The organism is Haladaptatus salinisoli (assembly GCF_020614375.1).
Taxonomy (GTDB): Archaea; Halobacteriota; Halobacteria; order Halobacteriales; family Haladaptataceae; genus Haladaptatus; species Haladaptatus salinisoli.
Genome location: NZ_CP085327.1, coordinates 2,217,983 through 2,231,908, shown reverse-complemented (window position 1 = coordinate 2,231,908; position 13,926 = coordinate 2,217,983). Strand labels below are relative to the sequence as shown.

The 13,926-nt window shown below is 66.1% G+C and carries 15 protein-coding genes; 10 read left to right on the top strand and 5 right to left on the bottom strand.

The features are described 5' to 3' along the window. Nucleotides 1–8: 8 nt before the first annotated feature. The gene (locus LIX00_RS12150) at nucleotides 9–740 is read right to left on the bottom strand and encodes a sugar phosphate isomerase/epimerase family protein (protein ID WP_227353452.1); all 732 of its coding nucleotides are present in this window, start codon (nucleotides 738–740) and stop codon (nucleotides 9–11) included. A gap of 77 nt (nucleotides 741–817) precedes the next feature. On the opposite strand from LIX00_RS12150, the gene LIX00_RS12145 reads away from it, so the two are divergent. From LIX00_RS12145 to LIX00_RS12130, 4 genes are all read left to right on the top strand, one after another. Then, complete coding sequence (locus tag LIX00_RS12145; protein WP_227353451.1) at nucleotides 818–2,278, top strand: hypothetical protein; 1,461 nt, start codon at nucleotides 818–820, stop codon at nucleotides 2,276–2,278. Between the two features lie 66 nt (nucleotides 2,279–2,344). Further along, nucleotides 2,345–2,557 carry a DUF3311 domain-containing protein gene (locus LIX00_RS12140; protein WP_227353450.1) on the top strand — a complete coding sequence of 71 codons (213 nt, stop codon included), beginning with the start codon at nucleotides 2,345–2,347 and terminating at the stop codon, nucleotides 2,555–2,557. Continuing rightward, nucleotides 2,554–4,023 carry a sodium:solute symporter family protein gene (locus tag LIX00_RS12135; RefSeq protein WP_227353449.1) on the top strand — a complete coding sequence of 490 codons (1,470 nt, stop codon included), beginning with the start codon at nucleotides 2,554–2,556 and terminating at the stop codon, nucleotides 4,021–4,023. The genes LIX00_RS12140 and LIX00_RS12135 overlap by 4 nt, the downstream gene beginning before the upstream one ends. Before the next feature lie 246 nt (nucleotides 4,024–4,269). Then, complete coding sequence (locus LIX00_RS12130) at nucleotides 4,270–5,160, top strand: HFX_2341 family transcriptional regulator (protein WP_227355699.1); 891 nt, start codon at nucleotides 4,270–4,272, stop codon at nucleotides 5,158–5,160. A 90-nt stretch (nucleotides 5,161–5,250) separates the two neighbouring features. Here the strand turns inward: LIX00_RS12130 and LIX00_RS12125 are convergent, their stop codons facing one another. Next, entirely contained in the window at nucleotides 5,251–5,964 is a 714-nt protein-coding gene (locus LIX00_RS12125) for a DUF1405 domain-containing protein (RefSeq protein WP_227353448.1), read from the bottom strand. 96 nt (nucleotides 5,965–6,060) lie between these two features. On the opposite strand from LIX00_RS12125, the gene pdxS reads away from it, so the two are divergent. Continuing rightward, nucleotides 6,061–6,969 (top strand): pyridoxal 5'-phosphate synthase lyase subunit PdxS, encoded by a 909-nt coding sequence (gene pdxS, locus LIX00_RS12120; protein ID WP_227353447.1) that lies wholly within the window; start codon nucleotides 6,061–6,063, stop codon nucleotides 6,967–6,969. Nucleotides 6,970–7,034: 65 nt separating this feature from the next. Here pdxS and LIX00_RS12115 read toward each other — a convergent pair whose 3' ends face one another. Beyond that, a complete protein-coding gene (locus tag LIX00_RS12115) occupies nucleotides 7,035–7,403 on the bottom strand; it encodes a DUF5802 family protein (RefSeq protein ID WP_227353446.1) in 369 nt (122 codons plus the stop codon). Between the two features lie 151 nt (nucleotides 7,404–7,554). On the opposite strand from LIX00_RS12115, the gene LIX00_RS12110 reads away from it, so the two are divergent. The 3 genes from LIX00_RS12110 to LIX00_RS12100 all read left to right on the top strand — a co-directional run bounded on the left by LIX00_RS12110 (nucleotide 7,555) and on the right by LIX00_RS12100 (nucleotide 9,903). Then, complete coding sequence (locus LIX00_RS12110; protein ID WP_227353445.1) at nucleotides 7,555–8,190, top strand: DUF1405 domain-containing protein; 636 nt, start codon at nucleotides 7,555–7,557, stop codon at nucleotides 8,188–8,190. A 104-nt stretch (nucleotides 8,191–8,294) separates the two neighbouring features. Beyond that, the gene (locus LIX00_RS12105; RefSeq protein WP_227353444.1) at nucleotides 8,295–9,131 is read left to right on the top strand and encodes a DUF7096 domain-containing protein; all 837 of its coding nucleotides are present in this window, start codon (nucleotides 8,295–8,297) and stop codon (nucleotides 9,129–9,131) included. 70 nt (nucleotides 9,132–9,201) lie between these two features. Further along, on the top strand, nucleotides 9,202–9,903 hold the full coding sequence (locus LIX00_RS12100) for an ArsR/SmtB family transcription factor (RefSeq protein ID WP_227353443.1): 702 nt from the start codon (nucleotides 9,202–9,204) through the stop codon (nucleotides 9,901–9,903). A 52-nt stretch (nucleotides 9,904–9,955) separates the two neighbouring features. On the opposite strand, the gene LIX00_RS12095 is transcribed toward LIX00_RS12100, so the two are convergent. Beyond that, on the bottom strand, nucleotides 9,956–10,423 hold the full coding sequence (locus LIX00_RS12095) for a DUF8526 domain-containing protein (protein WP_227353442.1): 468 nt from the start codon (nucleotides 10,421–10,423) through the stop codon (nucleotides 9,956–9,958). An 81-nt stretch (nucleotides 10,424–10,504) separates the two neighbouring features. Here LIX00_RS12095 and gatD point away from each other — a divergent pair, with 81 nt between their 5' ends. Together gatD and LIX00_RS12085 are read left to right on the top strand one after the other, a co-directional pair. Further along, nucleotides 10,505–11,746: a Glu-tRNA(Gln) amidotransferase subunit GatD gene (gene gatD, locus LIX00_RS12090; protein WP_227353441.1), complete on the top strand. Its 1,242-nt coding sequence runs from the start codon at nucleotides 10,505–10,507 to the stop codon at nucleotides 11,744–11,746. After that, the gene (locus tag LIX00_RS12085; protein ID WP_227353440.1) at nucleotides 11,737–12,648 is read left to right on the top strand and encodes a GNAT family N-acetyltransferase; all 912 of its coding nucleotides are present in this window, start codon (nucleotides 11,737–11,739) and stop codon (nucleotides 12,646–12,648) included. The genes gatD and LIX00_RS12085 overlap by 10 nt, the downstream gene beginning before the upstream one ends. A 3-nt stretch (nucleotides 12,649–12,651) precedes the next feature. Here the strand turns inward: LIX00_RS12085 and LIX00_RS12080 are convergent, their stop codons facing one another. Continuing rightward, nucleotides 12,652–13,767, bottom strand: coding sequence for a DUF7972 family membrane protein (locus LIX00_RS12080; protein ID WP_227353439.1), 1,116 nt, complete (start codon nucleotides 13,765–13,767; stop codon nucleotides 12,652–12,654). Between the last annotated feature and the right edge of the window lie 159 nt (nucleotides 13,768–13,926).

Genomic DNA, 13,926 nt, shown 5'->3' with positions numbered 1-13,926 from the left:
GACGACGGCTATCGTCGCTCGGCGAGTTCCGCGAGTCGGCTCGCACCGTGTCGAAGCGACGTTCGCGGGTCGTCCGGGTCGTCGTGTTCGTACACCAGCCACTCCGCCCCGGCGTCGCGCGCCGCGTCCGCGCACGCATCGACGTCCACGTCGCCCTCGCCGAGTTCGACCGGCGCTCCGGCGGCGGTGTCTTTCAGGTGCACCAGCGGAACCCGCCCTTCGAGGCGGTCGAGCAGCGAAAGCGGGTCGCGCCCCGCGGCGACGACCCAGCCCACGTCGAGTTCGATACCCACCGCCGACTCCGCGACGAAGGCGTCGAATCCCGTCCGGTCGCCCGCGTCGACGAACTCGTGGTCGTGGTTGTGATAGCAGAGCGTCGCCCCGCGGCGTTCGACCCGCGCGGCGAGTTCGTCCAGTCGGCGCGCCGTCTCGCGGGCCGACGCTTCGCTATCGAAGTGCGATTCGTCGAGGTACGGGACGACCAGCGTGTCGCAGCCGAGTTCTCGGTACGTCTCGACCGCGCCCTCCGGGTCGGCTTCGAGTTCGTCGAACGAGACGTGCGCCGCGGCGGCGTCGAGTCCCGCCTCGTCGAGCGCATCAGCCACGTCCGCGGGACTCGCGTCCCCCAGCCCCGCGAACTCCACGCCGTCGAACGCCGTTTCGCCGACGCGCGCGAGCAGGTCGAGGAGCGAGTCGTCCAGTTCGCGGAGCGTGTAGAGCTGAATCGCGGTACGGACCATGGCTGTGACTGAGACCACCGCGGGTAAAGCGGTTTTCGCCGAGCAGAACTAAGACCCCCGTCGAACAATCGGCGGTAATGCGCGTCCTCATCGTCCCCGAGCTGTACCGTCCGGACGAACTGACGGCGAACGGTACGGTAAACGACGCCGTCGTCTGGGTCGAGCAGTGGCTCGACATCGACCCGCGCTTGCACGTCTACTGGCTGCTCCCGTCGCCCGGCGACGCGAACTACGACCCGGAGTACGTGCTCGCCGACCGAGAACGGGTGACGCTCGTGGAGGCCGAACCGTACATGAACGGGGCGGAGCACGAAGGTATCTTCACGGAGAGCGGATACAGTAGGGAGCAGCTGTACGCGCTGAAGGAGGCGATTTACGACCGGTTCGGCTACGTGGATATCGTCGTCGACCAGCTGCGCCGGGGGCGGGCCGACCTCACCAAGTGGCTCCTCGCGCTCGACGGTCGTCCGGCGGACGCGGTCGAACCGTTCTCGGTCATCACGAACGTCCACGACCTGCAACTCCCGTTCAAGTACGCCAGCACCGGGTGGCGCAACCGCGTCCAGCGCCAGACCGAAATCGCGGAAGCGGTGCTCGGCGACGGGATGTGGTTCAAGGCGAGCGTGGACGCCGACGGAATGCGCGAGTACGGTCGGGAGTTTCTGGACGAGGGCGTCCTGGAGGCCGCGCTGGACGACGCGGTACAGACGTGGAGCCCCATCGACTTCGACCACTTCGAGGAATCGTACAGCGAGCGACCGGAGTGGTTCCACGTCGCCGGGTCGGTGTGGGAGAAAAAACAGACGGGGCTCATCATGGACATCGCCGAGCGACTCCACGAGGAGTTCGGCATCGGAACCCTGATGACGAGCATGGGCCACGTTCCCGCGGAGTACGCCGAACTACCGTGGGTCGAAGCGCACTCCGAGGCGTCCCGCCGGACGTTCGAGGACGCGTTGCGGCGGGGCGACCTGACGGTTTCGGCGACCGAGTACGAGACGCTGGCCCGGACGTGGTTCGAGCAGGCCGCGTCCGGACAGGTGCTCGTCGTCCGAGCGGAGCCGTGGGTGTTCGACTGCATCCCGAACGACTACCGACTCGCGGGGAACGTCGACGAACTCGCCGACCTCGCGGTGTGGGCTGTCGAACACTGGGACGAGGCGGTCGAAGAGAACCGCCGGATGCTCGCGCACGTCCGAACCGTCCGCGATCCGGAACGCTCCGGGAAGAAGACGTACGACGACATGGCCAGCCGGGTCGAGGGGAAACTCGACGACCGCTGGCCGAGCGACCACGACGCCGCGGTCGAAGGCGCGCTGGCGGAGTTCGAGGGGGAGGTTCCGCTCTCCGAACTCGCGGTACGGGCCGGGGGCGACGACCCCATCACCGACCGCGAGTCGTACTCCATCGGACAACTGGTCTCCCTGCTCAGGACGCTCGGCTACGAGGACGCGGGGAACCCGGGGACGCCCGTCTTCCGAGAGAGCGCCGCGATACGTGACGATAGGCGAGCAGAGCGAATCTTTGAAGACGAATAGTCTTCGAACACCTCATTTGGTCACGATTAGCAACTCTTATCACGCGGTGAAGAGGACGTGAGAACGATGACGGACGACTCCGCACGAATCGGCTGGACGGTCGCGTTCGCGGCGCTCATCGCGCTCACGATACCGTGGTTCCTCTGGGGCGACGGACGGGTCGCGTACGGGTTGCCGGTGTGGCTCTGGTGGCACGTCGGCTGGATGGCGCTCGCGGCGCTCGTCTTCGGGGCCTTCGCGCGTCGGGCGTGGGGACTCGGCATCGAGGAGGGGGCATGAGCGAGACGACGTTGCAGATGGGTATCGTCGGGGGGTACCTCCTGCTGTCGTTGCTCGTCGGCCTGCTGGCGTACAGATTGACCGACCGAAGCGCGGAGGACTACTACCTCGCCAGCAGGACGCTCGGCACCGTCGTCTTGCTGTTCACGACGTTCGCCACGCTCCTCTCGGCGTTCACGTTCTTCGGCGGGCCGAACCTCGCCTATCGGTCGGGACCGGAGTGGATTCTCGTGATGGGGCTGATGGACGGCGTCCTCTTCGCCGTGCTGTGGTACGTCGTCGGCTACAAGCAGTGGCTCCTCGGGCGCGAACGCGGCTACGTCACCCTCGGCGAGATGCTCGGCGACAGATTCGGCTCGCCCGTGCTTCGCGGTCTCGTGGCCGGAATCAGCCTCTTCTGGCTCTTTCCCTACGTGATGCTCCAGCAGGTCGGGGCCGGAACCGCGCTGGAGGCCCTGACCGGGGGCGAAGTATCCTACGCGATGGGCGCCGGTCTCGTGACGGTGTTCATGATCGCCTACGTCGCGCTCGCGGGGATGCGGGGCATCGCGTGGACGGACACCCTGCAAGGAGCGTTCATGCTCGTCATGGTCTGGGTGGCCGCGCTCTGGGTGCTCGCCGAACTGGGCGGAATGAGTTCCGCGACCGCGTCGCTCGCCGAATCGAATCCGGAGTTCCTCTCGCTCGGCGGGGGGGTGTACTCCCCGCAGTGGATGCTCTCGCAGGCCGTCGGCATCGCCTTCGGCGTGGCGATGTTTCCGCAGGTCAACCAGCGATTCTTCGTGGCGGGGTCGAAGAAGGTGTTGAAGCGCACGTTCTCGCTGTGGCCCGTCCTCGTCGTCCTGCTGTTCGTCCCGGCGTTCATGCTCGGCGCGTGGGCGCGCGGCCTTCCCATCGCCGTGCCGGAGAACGGCAACGTCCTCTCCATCCTCCTCGCGGAGTACGCCCCGGCGTGGTTCGCCGCGCTGGTCGTCGCGGGCGCGATGGCGGCGATGATGTCCTCCTCGGACTCGATGCTCCTCTCGGGGTCGTCGTACTTCACGCGCGACCTCTACCGCCCGTTCGTCAACCCGACCGCCAGCGACGGACGGGAGGACGCCCTCGGACGAATCGGCGTCGCGGTCTTCGCAATCGCCGCGTTCGTCGCCAGCCTCTACTCGCCCAAAGCCATCGTCCAAATCGGTTCGACGGCGTTCGGCGGGTTCGCCCAACTCGCGCTTCCCGTCATCGTCGCGCTCTACTGGTCGCGGGTGACGCGAGCGGGGATGTACGTCGGAATTGTCGGCAGTCAGATCTTCTACCTCGCCAGCGTCTTCCTGTCGTCCGTGCCGGACACCTACGCCGGGTGGACGGCCGCTATCGTCGGGATGCTCCTCGGACTTGCGCTGACCGTCTCGGTCTCGGCCGCGACCTCGCCCGCGCCGGCCGAGGAGACGAACCTCTACTTCGACCTTCGGGCCGACTAAGGGGTCGTTTAATTCTCGGATGGTTTTCGAGTCCGGGACGAACGAGCCGCCGCAGCGATGTGAAAGTCCCGCGACCCCGAACCGATCGACGGGAGCGTTCGGGACTTTCGAGAACACCGTCACCGCGGTAGTTCGGTGTCGCACCGAGACCACCCGAAGACGTTCGAGGACGACCGGACGGACGTCGCTCGTTCGTCTCGAAGCGAGCGCGACGACTTTAAAACCGTTTCACGAGAAGCCACGCCCATGCAGACGCACATCGTCCCGGTCGGCTTCGACTACGACCGGCTCATCGCGCCCCTCGTGCGCGACCAACTCGACGTCGACCGCGTCGTCCTGCTGGAGGGCGCGGTCGGCAGCGAGGCGAACGTCGAGTACTCCCGCAACCTCTCGCGCAAACTCGGCAAGGACTTCGAGAACCTGTTGGGCGCGGAGACGGAGCGCGTCGTCGTCGAGGACGTGTACGACTACGACGGGGCGTTCGAGCAGGCCTACGACCGAATCAACGCCGAACTCGACGCCGGAGGCGAGGTGTGGGTGAACGTCAGCGCGATGCCCCGCACGGTGAGCTTCGCCTTCGCCACCGCGGCCCACTCCATCATGGTCGAGCGACAGGCCGACCGAGAGAAGATTCACACGTACTACACCGCCCCGGAGAAGTACCTCGAAACCGAACTCGCCGAGGAACTGCGCGAGCAGATGACCCTGCTCGAGTCCGCGCTCGACGGCGACGTGGACGAGGAGCGAATCGAAGCGCGCCTCGACAGCGCCCGCGAACTGCTCTCGGAGTTCGACGAGCGCGGGACGACCATCGGCGCGAAGCGAATCGGCGGGGGCCACATCGTGGAACTCCCCGTCGCCTCCTTCTCGAACGTCAAACCGTTCGAGGAACTCATCCTCTTCACCCTCGGCGAACACGGCGAGTTCGAGAGCGTGAGCGAACTCGCGCAGGCGCTGGCCCGCGACCTGAACGAGGAGTACACCGACAGCTTCCGGTCGAAGGTCATCTACAACGTCGACAGGCTGGGCCCGGGCGGGAAGGGGTACGTCGAGCAGGAAGAGCACGGCAAGTCCTACCGGACGCGGCTCTCGCGCATCGGGGAGTTGTGGGTTCGAGCGCACGCGAACGGGGAGTAGGAGGCTATCGTCGCGAGGGGATTCGAGCGTCGAATCGCTAGCCGCTGGGCGGCTCGGTTGATGCGGCGCTAACTCCCCCGCCGTCGGGGGTTACGAGTCCGTCTCCAACTTCTTCACGCGCGTCGAGAGCGCCAGAAACGTCGCCAGCAGGGTGAGCGTCACCGCGCCCGCCGCCGCGATTTCGTGGGCCGGCGTGGGATGGCTGTAGCCCGGCGCCAGCGCCTCCTGCGCGGGGAGCGCGGTGTGGTGGGGCGTGCCGACGAGCGGGACGAAGTAATCCACGAGGTCGTTCAGGCCGTACCAGAGGACGGCGACGAACACCGCCCCGACCGGAAAGTCGCTGTAGCGGTGGACGAGAAACGCCTCCGCGACCATGGCGAGGTGGCTGACGAACAGGAAGGCGTACATCGGCCAGCCGACGCCGATGAACCCCGAGAAGAAGGCGGTCAGCACGTACGGGGTCCACGCGCCGAGTTTGATACAGCCGAAGAAGGCCAGCGCGTTCACCCACTCGGCGTTCCGACCCAGTTTCCACAGTCCGAGCGAGAGCGCGATGAACAGCGTGGCGACCGGACTGTCGGGCACGAACGCCCACATCGCGGGGGGTTCGACCGCGAACTGCCACGTCACCAGCGGGTCGGAGAGCGGGAGGGGGTGAAAGCCGTAGTACCAGAAACCGAACGCGGTTCCGACGAGGTTGATGGCGACGATGGCCCACGCGAAGCGCAAGCCGAAGTCCTCCAGCCACCGCGGAAGCGGCGCGACGTACCACGGTAAGTCCTCGCGGGGCGGGAGGTCGGTCATGGTCACGGCGAGGAACGGTCGGGGCAAAGAGGCTTCGATCGGTCGCATCGCGCCGCAATCGGTACGCCTTAAGCCCCGGATTCGGTAGAGATGGGCATGGCCGAGGCGACAGACATCGAAGAACTGAAGCGCGGAACGGAACTGGTCAAGCGCGGCTTCGCCCGCATGCAGAAAGGCGGCGTCATCATGGACGTAGTGAACCCCGAGCAGGCCCGCATCGCGGAGGACGCGGGCGCGGTGGCCGTCATGGCGCTCGAAGCGGTTCCGGCGGACATCCGAAAGCGCGGCGGCGTGGCGCGGATGGCCGACCCCGCCGACGTGGAGGAGATAATCGACGAGGTGTCCATCCCGGTGATGGGGAAGGCGCGAATCGGGCACACGACGGAGGCCCAGATCCTCGAATCCGTCGGCGTGGACATGATAGACGAGTCCGAGGTGCTCACCCCGGCGGACGACAGGTACCACATCGACAAGCGCGAGTTCACGGCCCCGTTCGTCTGCGGCGCGCGCGACCTCGGCGAGGCCCTGCGACGAATCGACGAGGGCGCGGCGATGATCCGAACGAAGGGCGAGGCCGGCACGGGCGACGTGAACCAGGCCGTCCACCACCAGCGCACCATCAAGGGCGCGATTCGAGAACTCGCGGGCAAGACCCGCGAGGAGCGCGAGATGCTCGCCCGCGAACTCGAAGCTCCCGCGGACCTCGTCCACGAAACCGCCGAGGCGGGTCGCCTCCCGGTGGTGAACTTCGCGGCGGGCGGCATCGCGACGCCCGCGGACGCGGCCCTGATGATGCACCACGGCTGCGACGGTATCTTCGTCGGTTCCGGCATCTTCGGCGCGGAGAGCCCGAAGGTGATGGCGAACGCCATCGTCGAGGCGACGAACAACTGGGACGACCCCGAGCGACTCGCCGACATCAGCAAGGATATCGGCGCGGGCATGAAGGGCGAGGCCAACGTCGACCTGCCCGACGACGAGAAGATGCAGGGCCGCGGGAACTAGGCGGCCGCGTTTAATATCCCACTAAGCGCCGTAAGCGGTGGCTTCGACGCGCCGCTACCGCCGACTCACACCGCCCCGCCGGTTCCGAACTCCGGTCGGTCGCGCTGGAACCCCATGAGCTGTTCGGCGCGGTCGGCTTTCGCCAGCAGCACCTCCTTCAGTTCCGGCGGGTTCTCGATGCGGGTGTTCTCGAGCAGGGAGTCGGGAACCGCGAGCGTGCGGTCGGGAACCCGCTCGTCCCCGTGAACCGAGAAGTGCTGTTGCTCTATCTTCATCACCAGCGGCCAGTCGAGCCGCTCGACCCCTTCCCCGGTGGCGTACAACGCTTGATTCACGCGCTCGTGGTCCTCCTGAGACATGACGGCGTGGTCGCCTTCGTGCGGTTCGACGAACAGCCGTCCGAGATAGTAGCCGCTTGAAAACGTCTCGAACATGTGTGTCACTACCACCCACAGAGTAATAAATATATAGCTGTTACGCAAAACATTTATATCGAAGCTCAAAACCACATATAAACCGTTCCATCCGTTTCAGCACCGGCGCGACGACAGCAGTCCTTTTAATCGTTCCCTACGCGCAGGGGATATGGAGATACCGGAGCGGTACGCGCGCTATTACCTCGAGAACGCCCCGAGTCTGGTCTGGTTGCTCGTCGTCAACAGCGCCGCCATCCTCGTCGGAATCCGGTTCTACGTCGAGTCGATGCCCGAGGTGCCGACGTTCCTCTGGCCCCTGTACGCGGACTCGCCGACCGCGCTCGCGCTCGTAACCGCTTCCCTCGTGACGCTGCTCCCCAACCTCGGAAACCGCCTCTCCGACGCGCCGCAGAACCTCCCGCTCGCGTACCTCCACACGTTCGCGTTCGTCTGGCTCGTGAAGTTCGGACTCTGGACGTTCGTCGCGCTCAACCTCGGTTTTTCGGCGTACTTCGGCCCGCCGTGGGAACCGAGCGCCCTCTGGGACTACTGGGGAATCGTCGTCACGCACCTCGCGTTCGTCGCCGAAGCGTACCTCGTCCCGCACTACGGGCGAACGACTCGCGGCGCGCTGGTCGCGGCGCTCGCGGTGGCGCTGGCGAGCGACGTTCTCGATTACGGATTCGGATTCCATCCCCCGCTCCGCTACGAACCCGGCCTCCTCCTCCCCCTTGCAACAGTTGCACTTTCGTTCGCGTCGGTTCTCGCAGCCTCACGTGCGTTCGAGCGCCTAGGACGCGCCTGACGTGATTTTAAACGCTCTCTTTGCCTCTCGTTCACTCGTTTCGGTTCGTGAACAGAACGAACGAATTGTCGTCTTTTTAAGGGAGGGGTCGGTACTGAGAACCGATGCACTCCCTTCGAGCCGTCCTGTTGGCGACGCTCACCCTCTGCGGATTCGCCGTCGCGGTGCCGACAGCCGCCGCACCGACACCGACCGTCCCGACGGACACGTCCTCTAACGTGTTCCAGAGCCAGGAGAACGTCTCAACCTCCAACGTGTCGCTCGGTGCCGAGATTTCGTCGTTCATGCAGGTCAGCACGTCACAGACGAAAGGAACGATCGAAACCGGTCTGTGGGCCGCCCGGTTCAACAACACGGAAAACGAGTCCGCCAAAAAGAAACTCGTCAGAAGCCAGGTCGGCGATATACGAACTCGACTCGATTCGCTTCGAGAGCGCAAGCAGACGCTCGTCGAACGGCGAGCGAGCGGCAATATCAGCCGGCTCAAGTACCAGGCCGAGATGAGCGAGGTCATCGGCCAGATTCGCTCGCTCGAACACGCCATCAACGCGACGAAGTCGCGCGCCACGACGGTCGGAACGGGCGTCGAAGACCTCCAGCAACTGGACAAGCAGGCGGACACCGTCGGCGGTCCTGAGGTCGCGGAGGTCGCCCGCTCGCTCAACAGCGTCTCCACTCCCGGCGAGAACAACTCGACGGGGGGACCGAACGTCGGTAACGGTACGGTACCCGACGTCGGGAACAACACCACCGTCGGCGTCGGCAACGGGAACGGCTCCGCTATCGGCAACGGAAACAACTCGACCGTCGGCAACGGAAACAATTCGACCGTCGGCAACGGGAACGGCTCCGCTATCGGCAACGGAAACAACTCGACCGATAACGGTAGCGACGGTAACGGTGGCGGACCGTTCGGCGACGGCCTGTCGATCATCCCCTGATCCGAAACGGAACGGCGTCCCGCGCCGAGAGACACCCTTTTCCGTTCGCGTTACCAAGTTACTGACGTGAATGGACTCCGCTGCGCTGCTCGACATCCTCGGGAATGAAAATCGCAGACGAATTCTGCGTCTGCTCTCGCACAAGCCCTGCTACGTCACGGAGATAAGCGAGTATCTCGGTGTGAGTCCGAAGGCCGTCATCGACCACCTTCGGAAGTTAGAAGAGGCGGGTCTGGTAGAGAGTCGAACCGACGACCAGCGCCGCAAATACTTCCACATCTCGCGGAATCTCCGCCTCGAAGTCGACGTTTCTCCCTACGAATTCGGCATGAAAAGCGCCTATCCGGCGAGCGCCAACCTCGACGTGAGCACATGCCAGTATCTCTCGCTCGACGTGAAGTACGGCCGCGACGGCGACGAGGAGGACGCGAGCGACGAACCGGTGAGCGAGGTCAAAGCGGGGCAGATCGCCGACCTCGCGGAGGAACTCAACTGCCTGGAGGAACTGAAAAGCGAACTCTCGCTCGCACAGCGGTGGGTTCACGGGCAGATAACCTCCGTCCTCGATACGATGAGCGAGGCGGTGGACGGAACCGGCGAAAACCGCATCCGCGCCGAAATACTGGCCGCGCTGGCGGCGGGCGCGGAGACGGTCCCGGAGGTGAGTCGGAAAGCCGACGCCCCCGAGCACATCGTCGAGGCGCATCTCGCGAGCATGGCCGAACGGAGCATCGTCGAACGCGACGGCGACCGCTGGGCGCTGTCCGGCTAGCGGCGTCGGGACGACGGTCGCAAGATAGCGGTCGAAAATCGACGGTCGACGGTTAGAGGTCGCGGGTCAGTCCGTCGCGCAGGTCGCCGCCGAAGTACGCGCCGAGACCGGCCACCAGAAACGCCGCGCCGAGGCCGACCGCCGCGACGAGGGTTCCGCCGACCGCGAGCAGGGTGAGGGAACCCAAGAGGAGCGAGATTCCGGCCGCGACCGCCCCGCCGGTCGCGGTTTCGAGGATCCGCGAGTCGCCCGTCGCCGCGCCGAGGACGAACGACGCGGCGAACAGCGCGAGGAGACCCGTAAGACCGTCGACGAAGAGAACCGTTCTGCCGACGAACATCGCCACCGTCAGCACCACCGCGGCCAGCAGGAAGTACCGCGGGGAGAAGAACGCGACCGCTCGTTTCTTCGCGCGACTTCTGTAGCTCTCGCCCCCGCCCGCCTGCTCCACCGTCTCGGAGTCGCCGAGCACGTCCGAGAGGTCGTCGCTCGTCTCGCGCGTCCGGGTGCGCTGGGTCATGACTCGGAGTTGACGCCCTGCGATAATGTGCCTTTCCCCGAAACGAGTGGATTCAAGTCGGACGCCGCGTAACCTCGACACATGAATTCCGGAGACCGCGTCCGCGTCGAGCGGGCCGACCAGACCTACGAGGGGGTGTTGTTGCCATCCACGACGGCGGACAATCTCGTCGTTAAACTCGACGGGGGCTACAACGTCGGTATCGACCGCGAGGACGCCGACGTCGACGTGCTCGAGTCGTCCGTGTACGACATCGAGGACGGAGAGACGGGCGATTCGTCCGTGGTCGAGTTCGATCCCGACCTGCCGACCGTCTCGCTCATCAGCACGGGGGGAACCATCGCCTCGACCGTGGACTACCGAACCGGCGCGGTGACCGCGCAGTTCGACGCCGAAGACGTGCTCCGCGCGGTGCCGGACCTCGCCGGGCGGGCGAACTACCGCGGCCGCGTCGTCGCCAACATCCTCTCGGAGAACATGACGCCGGACGTGTGGCGGGAGTTGGCTCGCGCCGTGCACGACGAGATAGCGAACGGGGCTGACGGCGTCGTCGTCATGCACGGCACCGACACGATGCAGTTCACCGCCGCCGCGCTCTCGTTCATGCTCGACGCGCCGGTTCCCGTCGTCTTCACGGGGAGCCAGCGGTCGGCGGACCGCCCCTCCTCGGACAACGTGATGAACGCGGTCTGCGCCGTTGAGGCCGCGAAATCCGACTGCGCGGAGGTGCTGGTCTGTATGCACGCCACCGAGAGCGACGACGCCTGCGCGCTCCACCGCGGCACGCGCGTCCGGAAGAACCACACGTCGCGCCGGGACGCCTTCGAGACCGTCGGCGCGAAACCGCTCGGCGAGGTGGACTACGACACCGGAGCGGTGACGTTCCGTCGGGAGTACGCCGAGCGCGGCGCGCAGGAACTCGCGCTCGCGGACGACCTCGAAAGCGAGGTCGAACTGCTGAAGTTCACGCCCGGGATGGGCGTCGAGGCGCTCGATCTCGCCGACGGAAAGGCCGGACTCGTCCTCGAAGGAACCGGACTGGGCCACGTCCACTCGGACTGGGTCGACCGCATCGCGGAACTGGTCGACGCCGGAACCACCGTCGTCATGACCAGCCAGTGCATCGAGGGGCGGGTCTGCGACCGGGTCTACGACACGGGACGCGACCTGATCGACGCGGGCGTCGTGGAGGGTGAAGATATGCTCCCCGGCACCGCCAAAGTGAAACTGATGTGGACGCTGGCGAACAGCGACGCCCCGGCGACGACGATGCGAGAACCCCTCGCGGGCGAAATCTCCGAGCGGTCGGTGCCATGGGAGTGACCGAAATCGAACTCCGCGAGGCCACCCACGACGATTACGAGGCCGTCGCCGCGTTCACCGAGAACACGTGGCCCGACCGCGACGGCGGCGACTACATCCCGCACATCTACCACGACTGGATAGAGGGCGACGGAAAGCGAACCGTGGTCGCCGCCGCGGGCGACGACATCGCCGGAATCGTGCAGGCGGTCGCGCTCTCGGAGTGGGAAGCGTGGGGACAGGGAATGCGCGTCAATCCCGACTTCCGGGGACGAGGCGTCGCCACCGACATGACCCGCGACCTGTTCGACTGGGCGCGCGGACAGGGGGCGACCGTCTTCCGGAACATGGTGTTCTCGTGGAACGTCGCCGGACTCGGCCAATCGCGGGCGGTCGGCTACGACCCCGTGACCGAGTTCCGGTGGGCGCACCCCGACCCGGACCCCGACGCCACCCCCGCGATGGCGGTGACCGCCGACGCGGACGCCGCGTGGCGCTTCTGGAGCGGAAGCGACGCCCGCGCCCATCTCCGCGGCCTCGCGCTCGACTTCGCGGAGTCGTGGGCGCTCTCCGAACTCACCCGCGACGACCTCCACCGCGCCGCCGCGGACGACGACCTGTTCGTCGTGCAGGGGGACGGAACGCGCGGCTTCTCCTACGCGCTCCGCGAGTACGAACGCGAGAGCGAGGACGGCGAGGAACGGACGTGGGTCGAGTACGGCGTCGGCGCGTGGGCCGACGCCGACGCCGCGCGGTCGTTGTTCGCCGCCATCGCCCGCGACGCCGGAAGACGCGGTGCCGACCGAACGCGCGTCCTAATTCCCGAGACGCCCCGGTGCGTCAGCGACGCGGCGTACTGCCGCGTCGCGGTCGCGGACGAACCCGATTTCGTGCTCGGAGCCGACCTCACCGCCGCGGATTGACCGTCAGTCGTCGGAAAACTCCTTTTTCGGACTGGTGACGTTCCAGTCGTTGCTCGCGTGCTCGCTCCAGTCGAACTCGTCGAGCTCCGCGCCCCGCTGGAGGATGAACGGGCCGGCGGCGAGCGTGTTGAGCGTCACCGTCACCGCTCGGATGACGTACGCGGTGAGGATGACGTACGGGGCGAGCGCGATGGTGTAGGAGACGCTGACGAACAGCAACAGCGGCGAGATTCCGAACACCGACGTCGACGGGAAGATGTTTGTGTCTAACGCCAGCAGGACGTAGGAGGTGAAGACGATGGTCGGCAGCGAGACGTACAGCAGACGGCTGGAGAGGCGCGCCAACTCGCGCTTGTAGTACAGCGATTTGAAGTACTCGCGGCCGGTGGCGAAGAACTTCAGCGTGTCGATGAGGTCGTTTATCGCCTCCCGCTCGTCGTCGGCGAGACTGTTGCCGTACTTGCGCTTGAACCGCCGCGCGGCGTTGAGTTGCCGCGAGTAGTCGTAGTTCAGCCCGGCGAGCAACACCTTGAACGTGCCGAACTCGGCGTTCGACAGCGTCTCCCCGGCGCGCTCGGTGTCGGCGGTCACGCGGTCGGAGAACGCCTCCGCCTCCTCGCGGAACTCGTCGTCGTCGCTCTTGGCGGCGATGTTGGCGAGCGCCGTCGTCTGCTGGTCGATGACTCGGAGGATGACCCGCAGGAACTCCGCGGGACGGGCGGGGCTGACGTTCGATTCGAGGAACTCCTCGATGCGGCCGCGGTACTGTATCGAGGCGTCGATGCGCTCTCGCTGGTTCTGAATGTCGGTTATCTCCTGGGAGAAGACGATGGAGTTGATGGAGACGACGATGGAGACGAGCAGGATGATGCCGCTCAACAGCGTGTTGAACATCGACTGCACCGTGTTCGTCTCCGACAACAGATTGTGCATGTCCACCGGGCGAACCACCGACAGCAGTAACAGGGCGGCGAGTACGCCGGTCAGCAGGAACACGGTGACCGAGAGGCGCGTGCCGCGAAGGAGAAACCACTGGCTCAGCCGCTGGTGAACGGACAGTCGGTCGTCGGCCTCACCGCCCGGAACGTACTCGTCGAACGATTGCTCGCCAAGCGTCACAGTTCTCGTTCGAAACGAGGTGCCAGTCGCGGGAAGTAATTCTGCTTGAACAAGAAAGCAAATGACCCGGTTATGCGAATCACTCGACGGCGGCCGGGATGTCTCGAAGAGCGCGCCTGTGGCGAGGCCGTCCGCGCGGTCGTTCGTCGGGACGCACGG